Below are 23680 nucleotides of genomic sequence, written 5' to 3' on the forward strand. Positions count from 1 at the left end.
GGATTCGCTTCAACCGCTGTTGACGATGCTCCGCGCCACCGCTTCCGCGATCTTGATCCCGTCCACGCCGGCCGACAGGATGCCGCCGGCATAGCCCGCGCCTTCGCCGGCGGGGAACAGGCCGCGGGTGTTGCGGCTCTGGCCATCCTCGCCGCGGGTGATGCGCACGGGCGATGACGTGCGTGTTTCCACGCCGGTCAGCAGCGCGTCGTCCATGGCGAAGCCGCGGATCTGTTTCTCGAATGCGGGCAAGGCCTCGCGGATGGCGTCGATCGCATAACGCGGCAGCGCTTCGTCCAGCGAGCCCAGGGTCACGCCCGGCGTATACGAGGGCAGAACCGCGCCGAACTCGGTGGACGGACGATTGCGGATGAAATCGCCGACGCGTTGCCCGGGTGCGCAGTAGTCGCCGCCACCGAGCGCGAACGCCTGCGATTCCCAGTGCCGCTGCAACGCGATGCCGGCCAGCGGACCCTCGCCATACGGAGCGTAGTCTTCCGGGGTGATCCCGACCACGATGCCGGCATTGGCGTTGCGTTCGTTGCGCGAGTACTGGCTCATGCCGTTGGTGACCACGCGGCCGGGTTCGCTGGCCGCTGCGACCACGGTGCCGCCCGGGCACATGCAGAAGCTGTACACCGAGCGCCCGTTGCTGGCGTGGTGCACCAGTTTGTAGTCGGCCGCACCAAGCAGTTCGTGGCCGGCCTGCGGGCCGAAGCGCGCCTGGTCGATCAGCGATTGCGGATGCTCGATGCGGAAGCCGACCGAGAAGGGCTTGGCTTCGACGAACACGCCGCGTGCGTGCAGCATCGCGAAGGTATCGCGCGCGCTGTGGCCGAGAGCCAGCACCACGTGATCTGCGCGCAGCTGTTCGCCGCTCGCCAGCGTGACGCCGCGCAGTTGGCGCACGCCGGCCGCATCGACCTCGACCAGCACGTCATCGACGCGACTGCTGAAGCGGATCTCGCCGCCCAGCGATTCGATCGTCGCGCGCATGCGTTCGACCATCGACACCAGCCGGAACGTGCCGATGTGCGGCTTGCTGACGTAGAGGATCTCCTCCGGCGCACCGGCAGCAACGAATTCGCTGAGGACCTTGCGGCCGTGGTGCAGCTTGTCGCTGATCTGGCTGTACAGCTTGCCGTCGGAGAACGTGCCCGCGCCGCCCTCGCCGAACTGCACGTTGGATTCCGGATCCAGCACCTTCTTTCGCCACAGGCCGAAGGTGTCGACCGTGCGCTCGCGTACCGCCTTGCCGCGTTCCAGGATGATCGGGCGGAAGCCCATCTGCGCCAGCACCAGCCCTGCGAACAGCCCGCACGGTCCCATGCCGATCACCAGCGGGCGCAGCGGCAGCTGCGGCGGTGCTTTCGCGACGAATTTGTACGTGGTGTCCGGGGTCGGGATGACCTTGCTGCCCGCTGTGCCCGGATCCTGCTGCAGGCGCGCCAGCAGTTCCGGCTCGCGCGGGGTGTCCACGTCCACGGAATAGATCAGCACGATCGCGCCGCGCTTGCGCGCGTCGTAGCTTCGCTTGGCGACGGTGTAACCGGTCAGCTCATCGGCGGCGATGCCGAGGCGCGCGACGATCGCCGTGGCGAGGGCATCGTCGTCGTGATCCAGCGGCAACTTGAGTTCGGTGATGCGCAGCATGGTCAGTCTTGTTTCAGGGTGCGCTCGAACAATTCGTGGATGCGCCGGTATTCGTCGTACCACGCATCCGGATGGGTGAAGCCGTGGCGTTCCAGCGGATAGCTGGCGAGTTCCCACTTGTCCTTGCGCAGTTCGATCAGGCGCTGCGCCAGCATCACCGAATCCTTGTAGAACACGTTGTCGTCGATCATGCCGTGCGCGATCAGCAAATGATCCTGCAGGCCTTCGGCGTATTCGAGCGGGCTGGAGCGCTTGTAGGCCTCGGGATCGAGCTCGGGGGTGTTGAGGATGTTGCTGGTGTATTCGTGGTTGTACTGCGACCAGTCGCTGACCGGGCGCAGCGCGGCACCGGCCTTGAACACGCCGGGCTGCTTGAACAGCGCGACGAAGGCCATGAAGCCGCCATAGCTGCCGCCGTAGATGCCGACGCGATCGCGGTCGCCTTGCTTGTTGGCGACCAGCCAGTCCAGGCCGTCCAGATAGTCTTCCAGTTCCGGCTTGCCCATCCAGCGATAGATCGCGGTGCGCCAGTCGCGGCCATAACCTTCGGATGCGCGATAGTCGAGGTCGAGGACGATGTAACCCTGGTCCACCAGCAGGTTGTGGAACATCTGCTCGCGGTAATAGTTCGGATAACGCGCGCTGACGTTCTGCAGGTAGCCGGCGCCGTGCACGAACATCACGATCGGATACTTCTTGCCCGGCTCCAGCGTTGCCGGCGCGTAGTACTTGCCCCAGATGGTGCCGGCGCCATGCTTGCTCGGCACCTGCACGAGTTGCGGCTGGATCCACGTGCGCGACTTGAAGTCGGCGGTGCGGGTATCGGTGAGTTGCCTGGCCTGCCCGCTGGTGGCATCGACGACCGACAGCTGCGGCGGCATGTAGGCGGATGAATGCCGGACCAGCAACTTGCTGCCGTCGGGCGAGGGAACAAAACTCTCCACGCCATCCAGCGATGTCACTTCGCTGATCGTGCCGCCGCGCGCGGGCACGCGGCAGATCTCGTAGTCGCCGGGCTGTTCGCGGTTGCACAGGAACCAGAAGGCGCTGCCATCGCGCGACGGAACGACCGACGAGGTTTCCCATTTGCCGTCGGTGAGCTGCGCTTTCTTCGCGCCGTCGAGCGTGTACAGATGCGAGAAACCGCTTTCCTCGCTCAGGTACCAGAGCGTGCGCCCATCGGCCAGCCAGCCGAAGTCGTTGAAGCCCCAATTGATCCACGCCGGGTCGGTGAGCCGATGCCGCGGCTGCAGCTTCGCGCCCGCAAGATCGACCGTCGCGATCCAGCGATCCTTGTTGTCGATCGCACGCACCATCACCGCGGCATTGCGGCCGTCGTTGCTCCACAGCAGGGTTGGCGCGCTGCCGTTGTCGCCACCGGTCGCGACCTGCACCGTGCGATTGCCCTTCAACGCGTCCTTGCCGGCGGCCTTGCGCATCGCGGCGAGCGGGTCGATGGCGATGCCGGGCAACAGGTCGAACTTGAGTTCGCTGACCTTGCCGGTGGCGACCTCGGCCAGCCACAGTGTCTGCGGCAGCGGATCGCCACGCCCGACGCGGGTGCGCACGTCCTCGAATTCCTCGTAGCCGGATTCGGTGACGTACTTCGGCATCTTGCCGAGGGTGCCGACGTCGGCACCCTTCGCGGTGGTTGCGACCAGCAGCCACGCGCCATCCGGCGACAGCGCGGAATCGACGATGTCGACGTCCTTGCCCAGGTAGATCGGTGCGGGCGCGCGGGTCGGATCGGCACTGCGCCAGGCCTCTGCCTGTTCGCGGGCGGCATCGCGGCGCGCGCGGTCGTCCTTCAGGGTGGCGATGAGGCGCAGCTGGCGATCGCGCAGGTCGTCGGCCTTCGGTTGCGTGGTCGGTGCGTCCTCGGCTTTCGGCACTGCGGCTTGGCTGATGATGCGGCCATCCCAGCGCTGCCAGGCCATGCCGCTGCGCCAGGTGAGCGCGCCATCGCGGCTCCATTGCAGGCGGCCGGCATCGCCACCGGTGCGGGTGAGTTGGGTCAGCGCGCCGCTGCGCAGGTCGCGCACGAACACGTCGCCATTGCGCACGAACGCGCTGCGCGTGCCGGCGGCATTGATCGCCGCATCGGCGGTATCGAGGTCGGCGCGTGCGCTGCCTTCCATCCGTGCCGGCGCGCCGCCATCGACGGCGACTTGCCAGGTGTCGCGGATCGTCGCGCCATTGCGCTTCAGCAGGTACTGCGCGGCCTTGCCATCCCAGCGCCACCAGCCGCTGTCCACCGGCGGCCCGATCCAGTCCGGATCCGCCATCGCCTGCGACAATGTGATCGGCTCGGCGGCGCTGGCCACGGGCGCGGCGACCAGAGTGGCGAGGAGGGCGAAGGCGAGCGGGGCAAGGCGCATGCGGCGGTCCTGAATCGAAGTCGGCGAAGGTTAGCAGCCGTGGCAATTCGCGCTTGAGCCGAAGGTTGCGGCACTGGCCCTGCGCGATGATGCGGCGCACAATACTCCGTGGGCGTCGCGCCCACGCGCGGCGCGGAGTGCCATGCGTGGATGCATTGCTGCTGTCGCCGCTGTTTCTTTCCCGAGTGCAGTTCGGATTCGTCATCTCGTTCCACATCCTGTTCCCGGCCTTCACCATCGGCTTGGCCAGCTGGCTGGCCTTCATCGAATGGCGCTGGCTGCGCACAAAGGACGACCTCTGGCGGGACCTGTATTTCTTCTGGCTGAAGATCTTCGCGGTCTCGTTCGGCATGGGCGTGGTCAGCGGCATCGTGATGAGCTTCCAGTTCGGCACCAACTGGGCGGTGCTCAGCGAGAAGGCCGGCAACATCCTCGGCCCGCTGCTCAGCTATGAAGTGCTGACCGCGTTCTTCCTCGAAGCCAGCTTCCTCGGGGTGATGCTGTTCGGCTGGAAGAAGGTCTCCGACAAGCTGCATTTCTTCGCGACGATGATGGTCGCCGTCGGCACCATGATCTCGACGTTCTGGATCATCTCCGCCAACAGCTGGATGCAGACGCCGCAGGGCTACAGCCTGGACGCGCAGGGCGTGTTCTACCCGGAAAGCTGGTGGGCGATCGTGTTCAATCCGTCGTTCCCGTACCGGCTGGCGCACATGGTGCTCGCGGCGTTCATCACCACCTGTTTCGTGATCGGTGGCGTCAGTGCCTGGTACCTGCGGCGCGGCGTGCACGTCGAGGCCGGCAAGCGGATGCTGAAACATGCGGTGGCCTTCGCAGCGATCGCGGTGCCGCTGCAGATTTTCGTCGGCGACCTGCATGGCTTGAACGTCGGCGAGCACCAGCCGGTGAAACTGGCGGCGATGGAAGCGCACTGGCGCAGCGAACCACCGGGCCATGGCGTGCCGCTGATCCTGTTCGCGGTGCCGAACGAGCGCGAGGAACGCAACGATTACGAAATCGCCATCCCGAAACTGGGCAGCATCATCCTGACCCACACGCTGGATGGCGACATCCAGCCGCTGACCGCGGTCCCGCGCGAGGAACGCCCGCCAGTGGCGCCGGTGTTCTACGCGTTCCGGATCATGGTCGGGCTGGGCATGGCGATGCTGCTGCTCACCCTTGCCTCGCTGTGGGCGTGGAGGCGCAAGACCTTGTTCACCTCGCGCTGGGTGCTGGACGGCTGGCGCGTGTTGGCACCGTCCGGCTTCATCGCATTGCTGGCGGGCTGGTACGTGGTCGAGATCGGTCGCCAGCCGTACGTGGTGTATGGCCTGTTGCGCACGGCCGATGCGGTGAGTCCGAACATCGTCGCGGCGGCGGTGCTGACCTCGCTGATCGTGTATGCCGCGGCGTATGCCTTCGTGTTCGGTGCCGGCATCTGGTACCTGCAGAAACTGTTGCGAAAAGGCCCGGTCAAGCAGCCGCCGAAGGACACCGAGGGCGGCGAGAAGACCCCGGCGCGCCCGATGTCGCTGCCGGACGAGAAAATCGAGGGGTGAATGGAGATCCCCATGCGCACTTGCTCGTCATTCCTGCGAAGGCAGGAATCCCGTGTCTTTGATCTTCGATAAATGAAACAACCGACTGTCTACATGTTGGCAAGTGAGCGAAACGGGACTCTGTATGTGGGTGTCACTAGCGATCTCATCGCCAGGACCTGGCAGCACAAGGAACACGCTGTCGATGGGTTCACCAAGCAATACGACGTGACGATGCTGGTCTGGTACGAGCTGCATGGGCAGATGGAATCCGCCATCCAGCGTGAGAAGCAGATCAAGGCATGGAAGCGGGAATGGAAGATGCGGTTGATTGAAGAGGCCAATCCATACTGGAAGGATCTTTGGCCGGATGTGATCGGGTAAGGCTTCAAAGACGCTGGATTCCTGCCTTCGCAGGAATGACGAGCAAAGGCGCAAGGCGTCTTTTCCTTCGCGGGAATGACGAGCCAAAACAGAAGGCGTTCCTGCCTTCGCATGCATGACAAGCAAGGGCTGATGCAAATGGAGTACTGGCTTCCCGTCATCTGGTTCGGCGTGATCGGCTTCGGCGTGCTGATGTACGTGCTGCTGGATGGCTTCGTGCTCGGCCTCGGCATCCTCGCGCCGTTCGCGGAGGACGAGCATCAGCTAGACCACATGATGAACACCGCCGCGCCGATCTGGGACGGCAACGAGACCTGGCTGGTGCTCGGCGGTGCCGGCCTGCTGGCGGCATTTCCGAAGGCGTATGCGCTGATCCTCTCCGCGCTGTACCTGCCGGTGCTGATGATGCTGATCGCGCTGGTGTTCCGCGGCGTGGCCTTCGAGTTCCGCTTCAAGGCGGAGCGTTCGAAGTGGCTATGGGGCTGGGCGTTCGCGCTGGGCTCGCTGTGCGCAGCGTTCTGGCAGGGCGTGATCCTGGGTGCGATCGTCGAGGGCATGCCGCTGCAGGAAGGCAAGTACGTGGGCGGGATGTTCGGCTTCTTCAGCCCGTTCTCGATGCTGACTGGTGCGGCGGTGGTGTTCGGTTACGCGCTGCTCGGTGCGTGCTGGCTGATCCTGAAGACCGGGGGCGAACTGCAGAAGACCGCGCGCACGCTGGCGCGGCCGCTGGTGCTGGTGGTGGTCGCCTTCATCGGCCTGGTCAGTGCATGGCTGCCCTTCCTGAGCTCGAAGATCATGGCGCGCTGGTTCGATACCGGGAATTTCTGGTGGCTGTCGCCGGTGCCGCTGCTGGTGCTGCTGGTCGCGTTCGCGCTGTGGCGCGCGGCGATGGAACAGGGGCGTGACGGCAAGCCGTTCATCCTCACCCTGTGCCTGTTCGCGCTGGCCTTCGCCGGGCTGGTGCTGGGGATCTGGCCGTACATCGTGCCGCCGTCCCTGACGATCTGGCAGGCGGCCTCGCCGCCGTCGTCGCAGGGCTTCGTGCTGGTCGGGCTGGTGGTCCTGCTGCCGGTGATCCTGGGCTACACGTGGTGGTCGTACCGGGTGTTCGCCGGCAAGGTGGAATCGGACAGCGGTTACCACTGAGCCGCTTGCAGCAGGCTTGCGAGGCCTCGGCGGTCGCGTCGCCGCGCGCTTTCCCGCACAATCGGGCCTGTTCCCGACACGGCGGTTCCCCCGGATCGCACGATGCACGCCTACGTCTACAAGAGCCTGAAAAAGGCCGATACCTACGCCTACCTCGCACGTCGCGACGACTTCGCGTGCCTGCCGGATGCCGTGCGCGCACAGTTGGGTGAATTGCGCTTCGTGCTGGACGTTGCCCTGGTCGAAGGCCGCAAGCTCGCCCTGGCTGACCCGGCTGTCGTGCGCAAGAACCTGGCCGGGCAAGGCTTCCACCTGCAGTTCCCGCCGACCATGGCCGATCCGATGAGCGAGGACTGGGGCACCGATGCCTGAGCGGCATCCCGGGATCGGCGTGGCCCTGTTGCTGGCCGGCCTGCTGCTCGCCGCGGCGTGCTGGTTCGATGTCGGCAGCGCCGGCGTGGCGGCGTGGCTGGCACAGGTGCCGGCGGCGCTGGGCATCGCCTTCCTGCGCGGTACCCGCAAGCGCGCGCGCCTGGCAGCCGACGCCGGCAGCCTGACCCTGTTGTGGGCGGGCGGATTCTTGCTGGCGGGCGCATTGCTCGCGTTTCCGCTGTATCGCCTGCTGGTGGCACCGGCGCTGTTGCCGGTACTGGCGCTGAGTACGGCAGCGGGCCTGCTGCTGGTGCTGCTGTGGCGGCACTGGCCGCTGTGGCACGGCAGCGAGCGCGAAGGCGGCCGGCTGGGGCTGCGCTTCGGCCGCCAGCACCTGCAGGATCGCCAGGCTTGGCGCGGATTGCTGCAAGTGGCCTTGCCGGCGTTCCTGCTGCTGGCCGGCGGCGTATTGCTGGCCTGGCCGGGCCTGCTGGCCGGCCAGGTGCGCATCGTCGCCACCGCGATCTACATCGGCCTGCTGCCCGTCGCCCACCTGCTGCTGCAGGCCTCGCCCGCTCTGGCGTTGGCGCACGGCCTGCCGGTGGTGGAGATGGACGCCATCGAAGACGAGGCCGACGAACTCGCCGTCGAGGTCGACGACGTGCCGGAACTCGCGCTGCCGCTGGTCACCGTGCCGACGGTCGACAGCGTGGCGCTGGGCCGCGAGTTGTACGCGGCCGCGCGCAACGGTCGGGTCGACAAGGGCTTGCAACTGCTCGACGCCGGTGCCGACCCGAACCTGCCGCCCGAGGTAGGCGCGCGCGATCGTCGCGGCTTGCCGGTGCTGGCCGCGGTGCTGCCCGACCTGCGCCTGCTGCGCGCATTGATCGAGCGCGGCGCCGACGTGAACCTCATGCTGGCCGGCATGAACCCACTGCTGGCGGCCACCCGCGACAGCTGGCACGGCCGCCCGGAAGCGGTGATGACCCTGCTCGCCAATGGTGCCGATCCGCGCGCCACCGACGCCGACGGCAACACTCCGCTGCACCACGCCGCGCGCAGCTCCGATCCCGGCGTGGCCGCACTGCTGCGCGATGCCGGGGCGGAGATGGATGCCCTCAACGTCGATGGCGTATCGCCGCTCGGCACGGCCTGCAGCAGTGGCAACTGGCGGCTGGCGCGCTTCCTGCTGGAGCGCGGCGCGAAGACCGAACCGGTCGGCGGGCAACCGGTCTTGCTGGCCGCGGCCGGCACCGAGGAAGACGATGCCGCCGGCGTGCAGCTGCTGCTGCGCCACAAGGCCCGCGTGGATGCCCGCGACGCCCGCGGCCGCAGCGCCCTGCACGAAGCCGCGTTCGCCGGCCACGCCGGCATCTGCGAAGCGTTGCTGGATGCGGGTGCGGATGCGAATGCGCGCGACAGCGAAGGCCGCACGCCATTGTTGGATGCTGCACGCGCCGGCGCGCTGCCGGCTCTGGAGGCGCTGGTCACGGCCAAGGCCGATACGCAGGCCAGCGATGGCCGCGGCGCCAACGCGCTGCACTTGGCCTGCGCCGCCGAAGCGCCCTCGGCGGTGCTGGTCCGCCGCCTGCTGGAACTGGGCGTCGACCCGCGCGCTGCCGACGCGCAGGGCCAGGGCGCGATCGACCTGGCGGCCTCGGCCGGGCGCTGGACGCTGGTGGCTGCGCTGGATCCGCAACGCGCGCTGCCGGTATCGATGGGCGAGGACGACGGCGCGCCTGACCGTCCGCCGCCGCTGCTCTTGCGCGAGCGCCTGCTGGACGAGGCGGCGATCGAGACGCAACTGGCGGCACTGCTGCCGCTGCTGGCCCGTGGCGACCTGGACGGCCTGCTCTGCGATGCCGATGTCGCCGCGGATCCCGCCCGCGTCGCCTGGCTGCTGGCCCGCGGTGCCAACCCGGAAGCGCGGGTGCGATCCGCGGTGATGCCGGTGCCTGCCGCATTGGCGCGCGGCACCGCCGGCATCGCCAACGCCCGCCTGCTGTTCGCGCGTGGCGGCTCGCCGGCCGGCGCGGGCGGGCTGGCCAGCTACCTCGCCGCCTGCCTGACCGAAGGCTTCACCGATGCGCAGGGCGAAGGCTTCGCCCTCGAACTGCTGGAGCGTGGCGCGGATCCCTACGCGGCCTCGCCGGCCGGCGATCCGCCGGTCGCATTGGCGGTGCGCCTGCACTGGCCGCAGCTGCTGCAGCGGCTGGTCGCGCACGGCGTGGACCTGGACGCGCGCGACAGCCACGGCATGAGCGCGCTGCACCTGGCCGCGGCGCTCGGCCGACTGGACGAACTCAAGCAATTGATCGCCGCCGGCGCGGCCCCGGATCGGCGCGCAGCGGACGGACAGACGCCGCTGGGCGTGGCCCTGGCCGCGGGTCGGCGCGACCTGGCCGGCTGGCTGGACTGGCGTGGCTGGCGCTTGCCGCGTCGCCCGCTGCAGCCGGTCGACCTGCCGGCCGCGGCGATCGTCGGTGACCTCGACGCGGTCCGCCGCCTGCTGGACCTGGGCTTGCCGGTGAATGCCGTCGACAACCAGGGCTGCAGCGCCTTGCTGCGGGCCGCGGGTGGTGGCCATCGCGCGCTGGTCGAATTGCTGCTGGAACGTGGTGCCGACCCGACTTTGGCCGCGAATACCGGTGCCACCCCGTTGTCGGCGGCGGTGAGCATGCGTCAGCTGGAGATCGTCGAGCGCCTGCTGGAGTCGGGCGCGGGCCTGGAGCAGCGGCTGCCGGGCGATGTCACCGTGCTGATGCTGGCCGCGGCGCTTGGCCTGCCGGAACTGGTCTCGCGCCTGCTCCAGGGCGGTGCCGACCTGCATGCGGTGGATGCGCAGGGACTCACTCCGCTGCATTGCGCCGCGCTCTACGGCTTCACCGCCCGCGACCGCACCCGCCTGCTGGCCTTGCTGGATGCGCTGCTGCTGGCCGGTGCCGATCCGCAACGCACCGCGACCGGTGGTGCCACCCCGCTGCTGCTGCTGCTCGGTGCACGCGCGGAACCCGGCACGCCGAGCGCCGAGGACGTGGTACTGGCGGGCGTGGAACGGTTGTTCGACGAGGATGTGCGCCTGGATGCGCGCGACCAGCGCGGCTTCGGCCCGCTGCATCTGGCCGGCCTGCACGGGCTGCTGCGGGTCGCCCAGGCGCTGCTGCGCGAAGGTGCCGATCCCGACCAGCGCGACCTGCTCAACCGAACCCCGCGCGAGATCGCGCTGATGCGCGGTTATGTCGACGTCGCGGCCGAACTGGCGTTGCCCGGCAACGCGCCGCAAGCGCCCGTCTCGATGGCGCGTTTCCTGCGCGAATAACGCGGTCGGGGCAGGCGTCCGGATTCAGTCCTTGCGTTCGACGATGCGTCCCAGCGTGCCTTCGCCGGCGTCCGCTTCGAACAACTCCTCGAGTTCGCGGCGCGCATTCTTTGCGCTTTGCATCAGGGCGTCTTCATCGTCCTGCATGAGTCGCTGTGCATCCAGCACCCGTTCGTCGAATTCGCGGAAACGGTTTGCGTACTCCGCGGCCCGCAGCGAATCCAAGCCCAGTGCGACCAGCACTTCGCGGCCCATCTCCAGGCTGCTGCCGAACAGTTCGCGGAAAGGCTTCACCCCCAGGTCCAGCAATTGCCACGCATGCCGACGGTCGCGCGCGCGCGCGAGCACCTGCGCATCCGGGTAGTGCTTGCGCAACAGCCGCACCAGCATGGTCGCCTTGTCCACGTCATCGATGGCGACCACGAACACCTTGACCCGTGCCGCGCCAGCGGAGCGCAACAGTTCGGGATGGGTCGGATCGCCGTAGTAGACCTGGTTGCCGAAGCGGCGGAAGAAATCGACTTGCTCGTCGTCCGGATCGATCGCGATGAACGGAATTTTCTGCGCCCACAGCAAACGCGCGACGATCTGGCCGAAGCGGCCGAAGCCGGCGATCAGTACCTGCGGGTGTTCGTCCGGGATTTCGTCGTACGCACGCCCCCGGCGCTTTTCCACCGCCGGCGCGAAGCGCGAGATCAGCAAGAGCAGCAGCGGCGTGACCGCCATCGACAGTCCGACCACGGCTACCAGCCGGTCACGCATCGCTTCGACCAGCAGGCCGGCTTTCATGGCTTCGGCGAACACCACGAACGCGAATTCGCCGCCCAGCGCCAGCACGCCGCCGAGCAACATCGCACCGCGCAGTTCGAGCTTGCCCGGGCGAAGCCCCAGTGCGAACAGCAACGCGAACTTCACCGCCAGCAACGCGCCGACCCACGCGGCGATGGCCAGTGGTTCCGCGGCGACTTGTTGCAGGTCGATGGTCATGCCGACCGCCATGAAGAACAGGCCCAGCAACAGGCCCTCGAACGGCTTGATCTGCGCTTCCAGCTCGTGCCGGTATTCGGATTCCGCCAGCAGCACGCCGGCCAGGAACGCGCCCAGGCCAGCGCTGAGTTCGGCCAGTTGCATCATCCATGCACTGCCCAGCACCACCAGCAGCGCGGCACCGGTGAACACCTCGGGCATGCCGGTGCGCGCGATGATCCCGAACAGGTGGCGCAACAGGTAACGGCCACCCAGCACCAGCGCGGCGATCGCCAGCACCGCCTTGGCCACCTCGTCCCAGCCCAGGCCCTCGCCGCTCGCCTTGCCGAGCAGCGGAATCGCGGCGAGCAGCGGGATCGCGGCCAGGTCCTGGAACAGCAGGATCGCGAACGCCAGCCGGCCGTGTTCGGCGGTCAGTTCCTTGCGCTCCGACAGCAATTGCAGGCCGACCGCGGTGGACGACAACGCCAGGCCCATGCCGACCACCAATGCCGCTTTCCAGCCCAGGTCCTGCGACATCGCCAGCGCGCCCAGCGCGAGTCCCGACAGCAGCACCTGCAACCCGCCCACGCCGAAGATCGGCTTGCGCATCACTTTCAGCCGCGGCAGTGACAGCTCCAGCCCGATCACGAACAGCAGCATCACCACGCCGATCTCGCTGGCCGCCAGCACCGGTTCCGGATTGCGCACCAGCCGCAGCGCATGCGGCCCGAGCAGCGCGCCGGCGACGAGGTAGCCGAGCACCGCGCCCAGCCCGAAGCGCTTGAACACCGGCACCGCGACCACCGCCGCGAGCAGGAATACCAGTGCGAGCTCGAGGCCTTCGCCGTGCATGCAGGATGACTCCGTTCAGGGACTTCAGTATCGGCGATCAAGGCCGTCGCCGGCACTGGCATACTCCGCCGGCACATCGGGAGATTGGACAATGAAGATGCGTTTGATGGCGGCCATCGCGTTGCTGGTCGGGCTTCTGGTCGCGATGCCGGGCTGGTCCGCCAATGCCCGCAGCGTGCGCAAGCAGCTCGAATCCAGCCTGCAGGTGTCGGGCACGGTCACGATCGGCAAGGACGGAAGCGTCATCGCCCACACCCTGGACCCCAAGGCACCGCTGGGCGAGACCTTGGTCGACTTCGTCAACAAGGCGGTCGCGGGTTGGCGATTTGCGCCGGTCATGGTCGATGGCCAGGCGGTCACCGCCCGTGTCCCGATGCACCTGCGTCTGGTCGCCAAGCGCGCCGAGGACGACAAGTTCAGCGTGACCATCGCCAGTTCCTACTTCGGCAGCAATGAGGCGGTGGCCCAGAGCGACAATCCGGGAAGCACCAGGCTTGCGCCTCCGCAGTATCCGAAAGTAGCGCAGCGGATGGGCGGCGAGGGCACGGTCTACCTGATCGTGCAGATTGATCGCGGCGGCAAGGTGGCCAACGTCGACGCCGAGCAGGTCAACCTGCGGGTCGCCGGCACCGCGAACGAGATGACCCGCCTGCGCGACATGTTGACGGCGGCGGCGGTCCGCGCCGCCCGTGACTGGAGCTTCACCCCGCCGACCACCGGCGAAACCGCGAACGACGACAACTGGCTGATCCGGGTGCCGGTCGACTTCGTGCTCCTTGGGCCGGGCGACAAGCAACGCAAGGAAGGCGAGTGGGATACCTACATCCCCGGCCCGCGCAACATGGGCATGCCGTGGGCGCAGGAAAAGCTGAAGACCGCGGGCAGCCCCGATGCGCTGCCAGGCAGCGGCGCCTATCCGCTGCGCCAAGGCGCCACCCTGCTCACCCCACTGGGCTGAGCATGAAGACGATCGCGTTCAGTTTCGCCATCGCCTGCGCGGCTGCCATGCCGGTCCTTGCCGCGGATACGCCGGTCCGGGACGTTGTCGCGTTCAACGTGGGCGTCAAGGTCGAAGTGGATGCCGTCGGGAAGCCGATCAGCGTCCAGGCACCGGCCGACTTGCCCGAAGCGATCCGCGCCTTCGTGGAAAAGCGGGTCGCGTCGTGGCAGTACACGCCGGCGCAGGTGGCGGGCGTACCGCAACCGGCAATCACCTATGTCGGAGTGAATGCGTGTGCCGTGCCGGTCGGAGCGGGCTATCGGCTCGGCCTTGATTTCGCGGGCAATGGGCCGCGCACCGCAGCGGACAGGACGCTGTTGCCACCGATGTATCCGCGTCTCGCGCAACGGAGCGGCACCTCGGCCGAGTTCGTCCTGATCCTTGGCATCGAGGCGGATGGCCGCGCGGTCATCGACCAGATCGAACGTGCGGACATCTCGGGGCGGCCGGGCGCGAGTGAGTTCGAGGCGGTCCTCCGGCAGTGGATCAAGACCGTGCGTTTCGATCCCGAGCAGATCGCCGGCAAGCCTGTCCGTGGCCAGGTTCGGATGCCGGTCGAGTTCAGCATGCGCGGGGACCGGCAGGCCCTGCGCGAGGAGCTGCAAGTCAAGGCGAAGACATCGCGCGAATGCCAGATTGCATCCGGCGAAAACGACATGAAGCCGGTCGCGTTGCAGCCGGTCGTCACCGTGATCCCGACGCCCGCGGGCTGACCAACGGCCCTCAGTCTGCGGCCGCTGTGCCGCCTGCCCTGCGTTGCTGCCTGTATCCACGGCAGATCGGGGCAAGGCCATGCACCACATCGTGCGAATCGGTTTCGGTGCGGCGGCGCTGTGCATTGGATTGGCGGTGAATGCCGCCGACCGCGGCAGTGGCCATTTCCGCAAGGGCGAGCTGCGCCTCGACACCACCCATGTCCTCGCGGTGGAGGTCGACGAAGAGGTCGATGCGGCGCAGGCGCAGACCTACGTCTACCTGAGCAGCGTGGTGCTGGACGCCGCCAAGATCGCCACCGCGTTCCAGCCCGGTTCCGCCGTCGACGGGCAGTTGGGCGATGGTAGTGCAGGCTACGTGCGGATCTGCATCAATGCCGATGGCGGCGAGTGCGGCCTGTACTTCTCGCACAACAACCCGAGCGCCTCGTTCAATTCGTCGGGCTACGGCGAATTCGAGTTGGTGGCGGCGCCTGCCGGCCGCATCGCCGGGCGCTGGGCACTGATCGAACCTGGTGATTTCTTCGGCGAAACCTACGATTTCGACCTGAACTTCGATGTCGCGGTCACCCCGCCACCCGGCAAGCCGTTGCCGGCGGACGGCGGTGAACCCGGCAAGGCGTATCGCGCCTGGACCACGGCGGTCGCCAAGGGCGACATCCCGGTGCTGGGTGCATTGGTCGGCGACGACTACAACAGCTGGCGGATCAAGTCCGACGACGAGAACGACGTCAAGGCCGCACTCAAGGACCTGCGCGATGGCACCCCGGTCAAGGCCACGATCCTGCGCGGCCGCATCGATGGCGACAACGCGGTGCTGTGGGTGGAAGGCAAAGATCGAGATGACATCCTGCGCCGTGGCCGCGTGCTGCTGGCGAAGGCCGAAGGCGACTGGCGCTTCATGGAAGCGGACCTGGACAGCGTGTCGGATTAAGCCGAGGCCAGCCGCAGTTCCTCACGCGCCAAGTCCTTGCGGCGCGTGCCGGGTTCGCGTTCCGCATCGGCGGCGGCCATCGCGCGTCGTGCCATCGAGGCGGCGGCATCGGGCAGGCCCGCCAGTCGCAGGGTTTCGGCGGCCATGGTCAGGTAGGGCGCGCGCAGCGTGGTCGGCACCGCGTCCCAGTCGCGGACGATGGCCTCGACCTGCGCGCGCAGGCGCTCACGAGGCAGCACTATCGCTTGCGTGCGCAACAGGCGCAGGCGCAGGCCCAACGCGCGGCGAAGGTCGCCGTTGTCGTCATCCGATGGCGTGCCCAACAGGGTCAGCCCATCCCGCGCGAAGCCTGCGGCAGCCGGGGCTTCCTCCTTCGCCCATGCGAGGTCCGATTGCGCGGTCAGCACCACCAGACGCACGCCGCGCGATACGCGTTGCGACGGATCCGGGCGGAACGTCGCCGCTTGCCGCAGTAACGCCTCTGCTGCCGCCAGGTCGCCCTGCTCGCGCAGCAGGTCGGCTTGCAGCGCCTGCAGCCAGGGCAGGTAGAACGGCAGCAGCCGTGCCTGGTGCCGGCGGGCAGTGGCTTCCGCCGCCTGCAATACCTGCAGTGCCTCGCGCGCGCCGCCGTCGGTCGGTCGCAGGGCCTCGGCCAGGCTCACGCTGGTGCTGATCTCATCCATCGGCGCGGCATGCTTGCCGGTACGGAAACGTTGCAGGGACTTCCGCAGCTGCGCCGCCGCCGCCGCATGTCGTCCGTCCAGGATCAGCGCGCGTGCATGCGAATCCCTGGCGATCAGGCTGCGCCGGTGCTCCGCGCCGTAGCGTTCGACCGTGGCATCCCAGGCCGCGCGCTTGGCTGCGACCGCGTCGTCGAAACGGCCGGACTGGTCCAGCGCCCAGCCGTATGAACGCAGCGTGCGCAGCCGCAGCTGCAGCATCTCCTCGTCGAGTGGGTGCGGCAGGGCATCGAGCAGGCGCAACAGCGGGGGCGCGAGCCGTTGCATCTCCGCGAGCTCGTGCCGGTTTTCGGCCAGCGTGAGTTGCACGTCGAGTTGCTGCGCCAACAGGCGCGGGCGCGTTGCGCCGGCGGCGGCGACCAGTGGCCGCACCTGCGCCAACATCGCGCGTTCGCCGGCTTCATCGCCCGCCGCGCCGATGCGCAACAGGCGCAGCAGCAGTTGAGCCCGCGCGGGTCCATCAAGCGTGTCGCCCTGCGTGCCCATCGCACTGGTGGCGTCGATCAGGTCGCGCACGCTGGTGCCGCGACCACCGTCCATCGCCAGCGAGCGCGCGAACATGCCGGTCAGCAGTTCCTGCACCGCCAGCGAACTGTCGGCCTGCATCCGCACCAGTTCGGCCTGGCGTTCGGCAAGGTGTTGCTGCACCTGCGCGCGTTGCGCTTCCTTGCGCGCGATGCCGGCCTGCCACACGGAGATGCCCGTACCGGCGAGCAATGCCAGCACGGCAATCATGGCGGCGGCGGATGCAACGGCATGGCGATGCAGGAAGCGACCCATGCGATAGCGCAGGCTCGGCACCTGCGCCGCCACCGTGCGTCCGTCCAGCCATGCCGTCAGGTCGGCGCGCAACGCATCGACGCTGTCGTAGCGCTGCTTCGGGTCGTTCTCCAGGCAACGCCCGGCGATGGCGGTGAGGTCGCCGTGCAATTGCGAGGCGAGTCGGGTCGGCGTGCCGGCGCGGCAGGCCGCGTCCTTGATCGAGGCTTGCCGCGCCGCTTCCCACAGCGGTTGCGGTTGGCCGTCCATGCGCGTCAGCCGCGTGCGCAAGGGCGTGTCGCCGGTCAGGCCATAGGGATGCGATTGCGCCAGCAACGCGTACAGCAGCACGCCCAGCTGGTAGAGGTCGGTGGCGGCGGAGATCGCCTCGCCATGCAGTTGTTCGGGCGATGCGTACTCGGGGGTGAACGCGCGGTCGCCGGTGCGGGTGTGGCCGTCGCCTTCCTCGCCCTCCATCAACTTGGCGATGCCGAAGTCGAGCAGGAAGGCCTTGCCGTTGGCATCGACCAGGATGTTCGAGGGTTTCAGGTCGCGATGCACCACCAGTTGCAGGTGCGCGAAGGCCACTGCGTCCAGCACCTGCAGGAACAGGCGCACGCGGCCACGCACGTCGAGCGTGCGCGCATCGCACCATGCGGTGATGCGCTCGCCCTGCACCAGCTCCATCGCGAAATACGGCGCGCCATCGGCATCGACCCCGCCATCGAGCAGTGCGGCGATGTTGGGATGCCGCAGCCGGGCGAGGATCTGCCGCTCGCGCAGGAAGCGCTTGCGCAGGTCCGGATGGTCCATGCCGATGCGGATGCGCTTGATCGCGGCCAGCTGCTGGAAGCCGCCTTCCACGCGCTCGCCGCGATACACCGCGCCCATGCCGCCGCTGCCGAGGATGCCGGTGACGTGCCACGGTCCGATCCGGCGCGCGATGACGTCGAGCTGCGCATCCGTTGCCGGCGTGATCGAGGACAGCAGTGATTGCGCGTCGCGTTCGAGCAGGCCGTCGGCGGCATCGGCTTCGAGCAGCGCGCGGACTTCCGCGTGCAGCGCGGGATCTCGCGCTGCGAGTTCGCCCAGCTGCGCCTGTTGTTGCGCGGCCGGCAGATCCACCCATGCATCGAACAGGTCGAGTGCGAGCCGTGCGCGTTGTTCGGAGGTCACGTCGGGTCGTCCTCCCCGCCGTCGCCGCCGCCCATCTCGCGATACAGGAAGGCACGGGCCTTGCGCCATTCGCGGCGCACGGTGCGCCCGGTGACGTCGAGCATGGAGGCGATCTCGGTTTCGCTCATGCCGCCGAAGTAACGCCATTCGACGATCCTGGCCAGACGCGGATCCAGCGCTGCCAGTTTGTCTAGCGCGGCGTCCAGCGACAGCACGTCGGCGTCCGCTGCCTCCATCTGCGCGACATTTTCGTTGAGGGTGACGCGGATGTCGTTGCCGCCGCGCTTCTCCGCCATCGCGCGGCGCGCCTGGTCGACCACGATGTGGCGCATCGCCAGCGAGGCAAGCGCGAGGTAGTGCTCGCGGTCGCGCACCGGCACCTCGGCATCGGCCAGTTTCAGCCAGGCCTCGCCGACCAGCATCGTGGTGCACAGCGTGTACTGGCCGCCGCGCTTGCGCAGCTGCTGGTGCGCGGCCGCGCGCAGGCGGTCGTAGATCAGCGCGTAGGCGCGGTCGTGCGCATCGCCATCGCCGTCGCGGGCATGCGCAAGCAATCGCGTGAACGATTCGGTTTCCATCGTGCGGCCCCGTGTGCGTTGCGCGACTAGGTTCGCCGATGCCCGATGTACGGGCAAGCAGTGCGCGCGGGCTTGCGATGTCCTGTGCCGACGCGGGAATGCGAGTGCGGACGTGGGGCGGTGGCGGCACGGGCCCGTGCCGCAGTCATCGGCCCGGCATGTACCGGGCGTTGGCCGTGCCGCCGCCGGCCCCTTGCGAACCCGATGTCCTGTTCTTTCGTTGGTTCGCGAGGTGGTTGTCCAGGCCGATGAAAACGGCGCGAAAGCGGCACCGGCCCGGCACGGCACCACGCATCCGACACCTCACACCTACACGACCAAGGAAAGCACCATGAACATCCGCATCAAACGTTGCCCGCTGGCCCTCGCGCTGTCCGCCCTCCTGCTCCTGCCCGCCGCGGCTCCCGCCGCCGACTTCGGGGGCTGCGCCATTTCCTACAACGAGATCCTCGACTGGACCGATGGCGGCTCCACCGCCAATGGCGGTAATGCGGTCGCCTGCGGAAACAACAACAAGGCGAACGGGATCAAGTCCACTGCATTCGGGCACACCAACACCGCCGATGGCGAAAGTTCCAGCGCGATGGGTCACCTCAACTACGCCAGCGGGCTCGAAAGCGCCGCCTTCGGCTTCCGTAACTTGGCGATGGCCGCGCATGCCTCGGCGTTTGGCTACTTCAACTCCGCGAGCGGCCTCGACAGCGCCGCGCTGGGCTTCAACAACACCGCCGAAGCCGAGGTCGCAGCCGCGGTCGGCGCACAGAACCGCGCTCGCGCGGCGGCCTCCAGTGCCTTCGGTCGCTCCAATGACGCCATGGGCCTGCGCAGCAGCGCGTTCGGTTATTCGAACGAGGCGCAGATGGACAACGCCAGTGCCTTCGGTTTCGACAACACTGCCGGCGGCCTGTACAGCGGGGCATTCGGCTACATGAACGTGGCCAGCGCGACCAGCGCAATGGCGTTCGGCACGCTCAACACCGCCAGCGGCGAAGCCAGTGGCGCCTACGGCCGCTTCAACACCGCAGAGGGCGCCCGCAGCGCGGCATTCGGTTACAACAACGATGCGCTGGCGAACGACAGCAGCGCATTCGGCAACGCCAACACCGCCGATGCGGAGTCCGCCAACGCGCTGGGTTCGTCGAACGAAGCGCATGGCCTGAAGTCCAGCGCGGTCGGCTACCTGAACGCCGCTTCCAATACCAACGCCAGCGCGTTCGGCACCAACAACATCGCCGGCGGGGCCAACAGCAGCGCATTCGGTGTAGGCAACAAGGCAACCGCGGTCAACAGTGTCGCCTTCGGCCTCAACAACACCGCCACCGGGGTGAATGCCATGGCCTTCGGCATCGGTAGCCTTGCAGGCAACACCGGGAGCGTGGCGCTGGGCTACCAGTCAGTGGCGGACCGCGACTACGCGATCTCCGTCGGCAAGAGCGGCGGCGAACACCAGATCATCCATCTGGCCGACGGCACCCAGGACACCGACGCGGTCAACCTGCGCCAGTTGAACGCGGCGATCGCCGGCGTTTCGCTGGGCGGCGGCGTCAACCTGTTGCCGGTGGCCAATGCGTTCGGCGGCGGCGCCAGCTGGAGCAACGGCACGTTCACCGGCCCGACCTTCACCATCCAGGGTTCGAATTACTCGAACGTCGCCGCCGCGTTCGCCGCGGTCGACGGCAAGCTCACCGAACTGGCCAACGCCGGTGGTGGCGGCCAGGGCCCCGCGGGTCCGGCGGGGCCGCAGGGACCGCAGGGCGAACCCGGGCCGATGGGCCCGCAGGGTCCGCAGGGCGAGCCCGGGGGCGGCAGTGGCGAGCCGGGTCCCGCCGGCCCGCAAGGCCCGCAGGGCGAACAGGGCCCGATGGGTCCGCAGGGTCCGGCCGGCGCGGATGCCGACCTGGGGCTGGTGGCGCAGATGATCGAAGCCGGCGACGCCGCCACGCTGGAGGCCGCCAACGCGCATGCCGATGCCGGCGATGCCGCCACGCTCGAAGCCGCGAATGCGCATGCGGACGCGGGCGACGCCGCGACCCTGGCGGCGGCGAATGCGCATGCCGATGCCGGCGATGCGGCCACCCTGACCGCATCGAAGTCCTACACGGACGGCAAGGCGACGCAGACGCTGGCTTCGGCAAATGCCTACACCGACAGCAAGTTCGCGGCCTGGAACGACACCTTCACCCAGTACCAGCAGCAGGTGGACCTGCGCTTCCAGCGAACCGACCGTCGCATCGACCAGATCGGGGCGATGAGTGGCGCGATGACCTCGGCGGCCATCAATACCGCCGGCCTGCCGGGCCAGAACCGCGTGGGCATGGGGGTAGGTGTGCAGAACGGCCGTTCCGCCATCGCGATCAGCTACCAGCGCCTGGTGCGTCCGCACGCCAGCGTGTCGCTGACCGGTGCGTTCTCCTCTGGCGAGAGCAGCGTCTCTGCCGGCGCGGGCTTCAGCTGGTGATCGCACGGCGGCCCGTCACGCGGCGGGCCGCCCTGCAGGCAACGGACATGAGCATGAAGAAGACACACCACGCCGTCGTGCGCCTTGCCGGCGAGGCGGATGCGCAGGCGCTTGCCTTGTTGTTGACTGAGCCGTTCATGGCGGTGAACGGGCAGGACGACGATGCGAAAGGCGGCCCGTTTCGCGATGGACAGAGACGGGATGACATTCCCCTGCAGGAGATCCGCAGCCGCCAGATCGATACGGTGGTGGCGGAGTGCGGCGAAGGCCTGCAGGGATTCCTGCAGCTTCGCTGGGGCGAACGGGCACCGGCAAGCGGCTGGATGCGCGGGTCGGTGGAACTGCGCCGCCATTACGTGCGGGCCCGCCATCGCGGTGCCGGCGTGGCCGGATGCCTGCTGGAGCGCGCGGTGGACATCGCCCGTGCCGGCGATGCGGTTTGCATCTGGTTGAAGGTGCGCAAGGACTCGCCGCAGGCGGTGCGCTTCTACCAGAAGCACGGGTTCCGGTTGGCCGGCACGGCGATGTTCCGCGACGGAGTGCGCCTCAGGGAAACATGGGTGATGCACCGGGTCGTCTCGCAGCGGCCCGCCACCTGAATCATGGTCGGATGAAAGCAAAAAGCCCCGCAGAGCGGGGCTTTTTGCTTGGAGCCGTTTGTTGCGTCAGCGCTTCATCGAACCGAAGAACTCGTCGTTGGACTTGGTGCTCTTCATCTTGTCGAGCAGGAATTCCATCGCCGCGATTTCGTCCATCGGGTGCAGCAACTTGCGCAGGATCCAGATCTTCTGCAGCAGGTCGGGCTCGATCAGGTAGTCCTCGCGGCGGGTGCCGGAGGCATTGACGCCGATCGCCGGGTACACGCGCTTCTCGGTGATCCGGCGGTCCAGGTGCACTTCGCTGTTGCCGGTGCCCTTGAACTCTTCGTAGATCACCTTGTCCATCGCGCTGCCGGTGTCGATCAGGGCCGTCGCGATGATCGTCAGCGAACCGCCTTCCTCGACATTGCGCGCGGCGCCGAAGAAGCGCTTCGGGCGATGCAGGGCGTTGGCGTCCACGCCGCCGGTCAGCACCTTGCCGGAGCTCGGCAGCACGTTGTTGTAGGCGCGCGCGAGGCGGGTGATCGAGTCGAGCAGGATCACCACATCCTTCTTGTGCTCGACCAGGCGCTTGGCGCGCTCGATCACCATTTCGGCGACCTGCACGTGGCGCGCGGCGGGCTCGTCGAAGGTGGAGGAAATCACCTCGCCGCGCACGGTGCGCTGCATCTCGGTGACTTCTTCCGGGCGCTCGTCGATGAGCAGCACGATCAGGTGCACATCGGGATGGTTGTAGCTGATCGCGCTGGCGATCTGCTGCATCATCATGGTCTTGCCGGCCTTCGGCGGGCTGACGATCAGCGCGCGCTGGCCTTTGCCTTGCGGGGCCATCAGATCGAGGATGCGGCCGGTGATGTCCTCGCTGGAACCATCGCCGCGCTCCAGCTTGAACTTCTTGCGCGGGAACAGCGGGGTCAGGTTCTCGAACAGCGCCTTGTTCTTCGAGGCTTCGATCGGCTCGCCGTTGATGGTATCGACGATGTTCAGCGCGAAATAGCGCTCGCCGTCCTTCGGCCAGCGGATGCGGCCGGAGATGTGGTCGCCGGTGCGCAGGTTGAAGCGGCGGATCTGGCTGGGACTGATGTAGGTGTCGTCCGGGCCGGCGAGGTAGGACGCCTCGGCCGCGCGCAGGAAGCCGAAGCCGTCCGGCAGGATTTCCAGCACGCCGTCGGCGGCCACGCCTTCACCGTGGCGGGTCAGCACCTTGAGGATGCCGAAGATGATGTCCTGCTTGCGCGCGCGGGCCACGCCCTCGCTGATCTGCAACTGGTCGGCGATCTCCAGCAGCTTGTGCGCCGGCATCCGCTTGAGGTCGCCCAGCGAGTACTGCGGGAAGCCTTCCGGCACCTGCGGGTGTGGGCGTGCGACGAAGCCTTCGCCGTTGCCGCCGCCGTTGTCGTCCGGGAAACCCTGCTGGTCGCGCGGGCGGTCACGGTTGCGATCGCGGCGGTTCTTGAAGCGGTCGCGGCGGTTGCCTTGCTGGTCGCCGCCCTGATTGTTCTGATTGTGCTGGGCGTTTTGGCCGTGCTGGCGGTTCTGGCCGTGGTGCTGGGCGTTGCCGCCGGCATCGCCGCCATCAATCGATCCGGTCGACGGTGCCGATGGCGCAGGCGTTTCGTGGGTCGCGTGGGACGCAGCGGCGGGAGCGGGAGCCTGCTGTCGGGCCGGCGGCGGAGACGGTGCCGAGGGCGGCACGGCTGCCTGCGGCGGCGAGGCCGGTGCTGGCGCGGGTGCAGCGGGCGGGGCTGCCGAAGCGGCGTCCAGCGGCGGGATGGTCAAGCTGTCCTTGGCGGCGGCGGGCTTGGCCACGCGGGTCTTGCGCACGCGCTTTTCGGCGGGTTCGCCGGGATCAACGGTCGGGTCTGACAAGGGAAATCCTCGCTAACGTTGCGAGCGCCCGCGAGTCGCGGGCGGGGTCGTGGGGAGTGGATCAGAAGGGGTGCGGCGCGCCCGAAGGCTGCATTTCGCGATGGATCGGCGCCGGGTTCAGCGGAAAACTAGCACTGGCGCGGCATGGCGCGCAACTAGGCGGCGGTGGATGGTTCAGTAGCCCGGACAAGGCCGAAGGCCGCATGCGGGTTGCGAGGCGGTTCCCGGGTGCGCTGCGCCTAC

At 68.2% G+C, this 23680-nt stretch carries 16 protein-coding genes; 10 read left to right on the forward strand and 6 right to left on the reverse strand.

Translation table 11 applies throughout. From position 1 onward, the window contains the following. Window positions 1-9 precede the first annotated feature (9 nt). Both H9L16_RS05865 and H9L16_RS05870 read right to left on the reverse strand, forming a co-directional pair. Window positions 10-1653, reverse strand: coding sequence for an NAD(P)/FAD-dependent oxidoreductase (locus H9L16_RS05865; protein ID WP_187553607.1), 1644 nt, complete (start codon window positions 1651-1653; stop codon window positions 10-12). A 2-nt stretch (window positions 1654-1655) separates the two neighbouring features. Next, window positions 1656-4031, reverse strand: coding sequence for a S9 family peptidase (locus tag H9L16_RS05870; RefSeq protein ID WP_187553608.1), 2376 nt, complete (start codon window positions 4029-4031; stop codon window positions 1656-1658). Window positions 4032-4192: 161 nt separating this feature from the next. Between H9L16_RS05870 and H9L16_RS05875 the strand changes: the two genes are divergently transcribed. The 5 genes from H9L16_RS05875 (at window position 4193) to H9L16_RS05895 (ending at window position 10790) form a co-directional block, all read left to right on the forward strand. Further along, a complete protein-coding gene (locus H9L16_RS05875; protein WP_187554070.1) occupies window positions 4193-5590 on the forward strand; it encodes a cytochrome ubiquinol oxidase subunit I in 1398 nt (465 codons plus the stop codon). A 72-nt stretch (window positions 5591-5662) separates the two neighbouring features. After that, the gene (locus H9L16_RS05880) at window positions 5663-5953 is read left to right on the forward strand and encodes a GIY-YIG nuclease family protein (protein WP_187553609.1); all 291 of its coding nucleotides are present in this window, start codon (window positions 5663-5665) and stop codon (window positions 5951-5953) included. A gap of 132 nt (window positions 5954-6085) precedes the next feature. Then, window positions 6086-7099, forward strand: a complete 1014-nt coding sequence (gene cydB, locus H9L16_RS05885) for a cytochrome d ubiquinol oxidase subunit II (RefSeq protein WP_187554071.1) — start codon at window positions 6086-6088, stop codon at window positions 7097-7099. 102 nt (window positions 7100-7201) lie between these two features. Further along, on the forward strand, window positions 7202-7471 hold the full coding sequence (locus H9L16_RS05890) for a YcgL domain-containing protein (protein ID WP_187553610.1): 270 nt from the start codon (window positions 7202-7204) through the stop codon (window positions 7469-7471). Further along, window positions 7464-10790 (forward strand): ankyrin repeat domain-containing protein, encoded by a 3327-nt coding sequence (locus H9L16_RS05895; RefSeq protein ID WP_187553611.1) that lies wholly within the window; start codon window positions 7464-7466, stop codon window positions 10788-10790. Before H9L16_RS05890 ends, H9L16_RS05895 begins: the two co-directional genes overlap by 8 nt. Window positions 10791-10814: 24 nt before the next feature. On the opposite strand, the gene H9L16_RS05900 is transcribed toward H9L16_RS05895, so the two are convergent. Beyond that, window positions 10815-12611 (reverse strand): monovalent cation:proton antiporter-2 (CPA2) family protein, encoded by a 1797-nt coding sequence (locus H9L16_RS05900; protein ID WP_187553612.1) that lies wholly within the window; start codon window positions 12609-12611, stop codon window positions 10815-10817. 91 nt (window positions 12612-12702) lie between these two features. Here H9L16_RS05900 and H9L16_RS05905 point away from each other — a divergent pair, with 91 nt between their 5' ends. The 3 genes from H9L16_RS05905 (at window position 12703) to H9L16_RS05915 (ending at window position 15258) form a co-directional block, all read left to right on the forward strand. Beyond that, window positions 12703-13569: an energy transducer TonB gene (locus H9L16_RS05905; RefSeq protein ID WP_187553613.1), complete on the forward strand. Its 867-nt coding sequence runs from the start codon at window positions 12703-12705 to the stop codon at window positions 13567-13569. Between the two features lie 2 nt (window positions 13570-13571). Continuing rightward, complete coding sequence (locus H9L16_RS05910; protein ID WP_187553614.1) at window positions 13572-14324, forward strand: energy transducer TonB family protein; 753 nt, start codon at window positions 13572-13574, stop codon at window positions 14322-14324. 79 nt (window positions 14325-14403) lie between these two features. After that, window positions 14404-15258, forward strand: a complete 855-nt coding sequence (locus H9L16_RS05915; RefSeq protein ID WP_187553615.1) for a hypothetical protein — start codon at window positions 14404-14406, stop codon at window positions 15256-15258. On the opposite strand, the gene H9L16_RS05920 is transcribed toward H9L16_RS05915, so the two are convergent. Next, window positions 15255-17933, reverse strand: coding sequence for a serine/threonine-protein kinase (locus tag H9L16_RS05920; RefSeq protein ID WP_187553616.1), 2679 nt, complete (start codon window positions 17931-17933; stop codon window positions 15255-15257). The genes H9L16_RS05915 and H9L16_RS05920 overlap by 4 nt on opposite strands. Continuing rightward, the gene (locus tag H9L16_RS05925; protein WP_187553617.1) at window positions 17930-18511 is read right to left on the reverse strand and encodes an ECF-type sigma factor; all 582 of its coding nucleotides are present in this window, start codon (window positions 18509-18511) and stop codon (window positions 17930-17932) included. Before H9L16_RS05925 ends, H9L16_RS05920 begins: the two co-directional genes overlap by 4 nt. 331 nt (window positions 18512-18842) lie before the next feature. Between H9L16_RS05925 and H9L16_RS05930 the strand changes: the two genes are divergently transcribed. Both H9L16_RS05930 and H9L16_RS05935 read left to right on the forward strand, forming a co-directional pair. Continuing rightward, a complete protein-coding gene (locus tag H9L16_RS05930) occupies window positions 18843-20969 on the forward strand; it encodes a YadA-like family protein (RefSeq protein WP_187553618.1) in 2127 nt (708 codons plus the stop codon). A gap of 53 nt (window positions 20970-21022) precedes the next feature. Beyond that, window positions 21023-21568, forward strand: a complete 546-nt coding sequence (locus tag H9L16_RS05935; protein WP_187553619.1) for a GNAT family N-acetyltransferase — start codon at window positions 21023-21025, stop codon at window positions 21566-21568. A 66-nt stretch (window positions 21569-21634) separates the two neighbouring features. On the opposite strand, the gene rho is transcribed toward H9L16_RS05935, so the two are convergent. Next, window positions 21635-23437 (reverse strand): transcription termination factor Rho, encoded by a 1803-nt coding sequence (gene rho, locus H9L16_RS05940; RefSeq protein WP_187553620.1) that lies wholly within the window; start codon window positions 23435-23437, stop codon window positions 21635-21637. Window positions 23438-23680 lie beyond the last annotated feature (243 nt).

The sequence above is a fragment of the Thermomonas carbonis genome (assembly GCF_014396975.1).
GTDB classification, from domain to species: domain Bacteria; phylum Pseudomonadota; class Gammaproteobacteria; order Xanthomonadales; family Xanthomonadaceae; genus Thermomonas; species Thermomonas carbonis.